Below are 4,218 nucleotides of genomic sequence, written 5' to 3' on the forward strand. Positions count from 1 at the left end.
ATGGCCTCGACATGGCCGGAGACCGAGATCGGCAGCCCCAGGCCACCGCCGATGATGCCGGCGACTCGGCCGTTCTCCCATCCCAACCGCGGGTGGTCGCCGCTGCCGTGGACCGCAAAATTGTTGCACCGCAGCCTCATTCGAGCATCGCGGCGGTGTACCAGGCGGCGCGGGGTGGCTCGGAGGAGGCGCGGGAGCTGCTCGTCGAGCGGGCGCAGATTCTGGGTCGGACGGTGGCGCTGCTGCGCGACATGTTCAATCCGGACCGCGTCGTACTCGGAGGTCAGGCGTTCACCGCCTACCCGGCCGGAATTCCGCACGTGGGACGGGCCTTCGCCGCCCATTCGACGTTGGAGCGCAGGGACATTCGGGTGACCGGCTTCGGTGACAAGGTGCAGGAGTATGCCGCGACCGTGGTCTCCCTCAGCGCCCTGTACTCCGATCCGCTCGCCTCGATGCGCAGAGCGGCGGCGTAGGTTCACCCACTATGAGCAAGCCCGATACGAGCACCCGTGCAGCAGGACCGGTTCGTCAGGCCACCGGCATCGACGGCGTCAACATCGTCTACCGCGTCAGCGGTGACCCTGCGGCGCGGCCACTGATCCTGCTGCACGGGTGGGCGCAGAGCTCGGCCTGCTGGGGCGAGGGACTGCTGGCCGACCTGGCGGAGCGCTATCGCGTTCTCGCGGTGGATCTACGCGGACACGGCTATTCCGACGCCCCGTCGGCCGGTTACGAAAACTCGAAGAACTGGGCGGGAGACGTGGCTGCCGTGCTGGCCGCCGAGAACATCACCGCCGACGCGGTGCTGCTGGGGTGGTCGTACGGCGGACTGGTGATCTGCGACTACCTCGCCGAACACGGCACGGGCGCGGTGGCGGGCATCGTGCTCGTCGGCGCGATCACCAGCATCGGCAGGGGAGAGGCAGGCGGCCGCGTCGGGACGGCGATGCGAGCGGCGATCCCCGGGGCGATGGCCGAGGAGCCTCGCGTCGCGATCAAGGCGCTCGGGAGTTTCGGGCACGCGCTGACCGGGCCAACGGAAGGTAAGGGCACCGAAGCGCAGGCGCTGTTCGGGCTGACACTGTCCACGAGGCCACGGGTTCGCGCCGCCCTGTTCGATCGAGCGGTCGGCCACGACGACCTGCTGCGCGGCCTCGACATCCCGGCGTTCGTGCTGCACGGAACCGAGGACACCGTCGTCGACGTCTCTGCCGGACGGCACGCTGCGGAGCTGATTCCCACGGCGGTGGCGTCGTACTGGGAGGGCGTCGACCACGGCCCGTTCGTGGCCGATCCGCAGCGATTCCTCACCGAGGTGAGCGAGTTCGTCGACGGTCTCGGTGTGACGCAGGGCCAGCCGTGAGAAGGGGTAGTTATCGAGACGTAATGTGGAGGCGTGCACACTGAAGAAGTGACTGGACGCCAGCTGAACAGGGTCGCTGTGTTGTCCTTGCATACCTCCCCGCTGGCGCAGCCCGGAACGGGCGATGCGGGCGGCATGAACGTCTACGTGCTGCAGAGCGCGAAAGAGCTGGCCAAACGAGGTGTGGAGGTCGAGATCTTCACCCGCGCGACGGCGTCGACCGATGCTCCCGTCGTCGAGGCAGCTCCCGGTGTGCTGGTGCGCAACATCGTCGCGGGTCCGTTCGAGGGCCTGGACAAGCACGACCTGCCCACACAGCTGTGCGCGTTCGCAGCCGGGGTGCTGCGCGAGGAAGCGCGCCACGAACCCGGCTACTACGACCTGGTTCATTCGCACTACTGGCTCTCGGGGCAGGTCGGCTGGCTGGCGCGCGATCGCTGGGGAGTACCGCTGGTCCACACCGCGCACACTCTCGCCGCGGTCAAGAACGCGTCTCTGGCGCAGGGCGACTCGCCCGAGCCCGCCGCGCGTCAGATCGGTGAGCAGCAAGTGGTGGCCGAGGCGGACCGGCTCATCGCCAACACCACCGAGGAAGCGAAGTCCCTCGTCGAGATCTACGGGGCGCAGCAGGGTTCGATCGACGTGGTTGCTCCGGGAGCCGATCTGGCGCAATACAATCCGGGGGACAGGCTGGCGGCGCGCGCCGAACTCGGGTTGAATCCCGACGAGTCGATCGTCGCATTCGTCGGACGCATCCAGCCGCTCAAGGCTCCCGACGTGCTGATCGCCGCGGCTGCCGAAGTGCTGCAGCGCAATCCGAGAACGCCACTGCGCGTCCTCATCGTCGGCGGCCCGTCCGGCAGTGGACTGGATCGACCCGACAGCCTCATCGATCTGGCCGAGAACCTGGGGATAGCTGCCCGGGTGACGTTCATGCCGCCGCAACCGTCGGCGCGACTGGCCCAGATCTACCGCGCCGCGGACATCGTCGCCGTGCCGAGCTACAACGAATCGTTCGGCCTGGTCGCGATCGAAGCCCAGGCCTGCGGAACTCCTGTCCTGGCCGCCGACGTCGGCGGACTCGGCGTGGCGGTGCGGTCGGGCGAGACCGGACGCCTGGTGCAAGGCCACCGCACCGACGATTGGGCCGATGCGCTGTCGTCGATGCTGTCGGACCCAGTTGCGTTGGCCGACATGGCGACCGCAGCACCGCTGCACGCCCGCAACTTCTCGTGGGAGCACACCGCCGACGGACTCATCGAGAGCTACCGGCAGGCCAAGTTCCACTTCGACCGCGGCGAGGGGCCGAGCGAGTTCTCGCCGCGACGTGTCAGAGGATTGTCGAAACTACGCAGATCAGGAGCTGTGACTGCATGAGCGAGACTGCCGAACTGATCGACCGGGCACTGAAGGACCGCGAGCTGGACTACACCCGGCGCGGGGACGTGTTCACCGTCGAGCTGCCGGGGGAACGCAAGCTCAAGACAACGACGATGCTGACCGTCGGGCATCACGGGGTCCGCATCGAGGCGTTCGTCTGCCGCAAACCCGACGAGAACTTCGAGGGCGTCTACAGGTACCTGCTGCGACGCAACCGCCGCCTGTACGGAGTGCACTACACGATCGACAAGGTCGGCGACATCTACCTCGTCGGCCGAATCTCGTTGCACGCCGTCACCGGTGACGAACTCGATCGCATTCTCGGACAGACCCTCGAAGCCGCGGACGGCGACTTCAACGTGCTGCTCGAACTGGGATTCGCCGAGTCCATCAAACGCGAATGGGCGTGGCGCGTCTCGCGCGGCGAATCGTTGGCGAACCTGAAGGCATTCGAGCACCTGGTGGACGAGCGGGAAGCGTAACTCGCCGGAAATGGGACGGCGTTGCTGCCGGTAACGTCCGGTTCCTAGCCTAGGGCCATGACCAGGCCAGAGGACGCTCGCCCACCGGTGCTGCAGATGTTCGGCTACGGCCTGCAACACATTCTCTCGATGTTCGGCGGCGTCATCGCCGTTCCGATCATCGTCGGTGGAGCGGCCGGACTGTCCGGGACCGATCAGGCACTGTTGATCTCCTGCGCACTGTTCGTCAGTGGCGTGGCAACTGTGCTGCAAACGATCGGCATCCCGTTCTTCGGCTCGCAACTGCCGCTCGTGCAGGGCATTTCGTTCGCGTCGGTCTCGACGGTTCTGACGATCATCGGCAGCGCGGAGGACGGGCGAACCGGACTGCGCACGGTGCTCGGAGCCGTTCTGGTGGCCGCGCTGATCGGATTGGCCATCGCTCCGTTCTTCTCCAAGATCGTTCGCTTCTTCCCGCCGTTGGTGACCGGAAGCATCATCACCGTCATCGGACTGTCCCTGATGCCGGTGGCCGCGCGCTGGATCACCGGCCAGGAGATGGTGGGCGGAGCGCCGAACCCGAACTATCTGGACCCCGGCAACATCGGGCTGGCGATGTTCACCCTCCTCGCCGTGCTGGTGATGACCAAGATCCCCGGACTGTCGCGGCTGTCGATCCTGCTCGGACTCGTCGTCGGCACCATCGCGGCACTGATCGTCGGCAGGACCGACTTCGACGGCGTCGCCGACGCGTCCGTGGTGGCCGTCCCGACACCCTTCGCCTTCGGCTCGCCGATCTTCGCAATCGGCGCGATCGTGTCGATGACCATCGTCATCCTGGTGATCATGGTCGAGACCACCGCCGACATCCTCGCCGTCGGCGAAGTGGTCGGAACCGACGTCGACTCCAAGCGCGTCGGCGACGGCCTGCGCGCCGACATGGTCTCCTCTGCCGTCGCCCCGATCTTCAACACCTTCCCGGCCACGGCCTTCGCACAGAACGTCGGCGCC

Annotated in this window: 4 protein-coding genes and 1 pseudogene; all 5 read left to right on the plus strand. The window is 67.1% G+C overall.

Going from position 1 to position 4,218, the window contains the following annotated elements; translation table 11 throughout:
* A pseudogene (locus CH256_RS00635) lies at positions 1-476 on the plus strand (hypothetical protein); the annotation flags it as partial.
* Between the two features lie 11 nt (positions 477-487).
* The gene (locus tag CH256_RS00640) at positions 488-1,366 is read left to right on the plus strand and encodes an alpha/beta fold hydrolase (RefSeq protein ID WP_256989314.1); all 879 of its coding nucleotides are present in this window, start codon (positions 488-490) and stop codon (positions 1,364-1,366) included.
* 48 nt (positions 1,367-1,414) lie between these two features.
* The gene (gene mshA / locus CH256_RS00645) at positions 1,415-2,743 is read left to right on the plus strand and encodes a D-inositol-3-phosphate glycosyltransferase (protein WP_179271947.1); all 1,329 of its coding nucleotides are present in this window, start codon (positions 1,415-1,417) and stop codon (positions 2,741-2,743) included.
* Entirely contained in the window at positions 2,740-3,228 is a 489-nt protein-coding gene (locus CH256_RS00650; RefSeq protein ID WP_068046105.1) for a YbjN domain-containing protein, read from the plus strand. The genes mshA and CH256_RS00650 overlap by 4 nt, the downstream gene beginning before the upstream one ends.
* A gap of 57 nt (positions 3,229-3,285) precedes the next feature.
* Positions 3,286-4,218, plus strand: a 933-nt coding sequence (locus CH256_RS00655) for a solute carrier family 23 protein (RefSeq protein ID WP_179271948.1), incomplete at its 3' end; no start/stop codon positions are given.

The organism is Rhodococcus sp. 05-2254-6, from assembly GCF_002258565.1.
Taxonomy (GTDB): domain Bacteria; phylum Actinomycetota; class Actinomycetes; order Mycobacteriales; family Mycobacteriaceae; genus Rhodococcoides.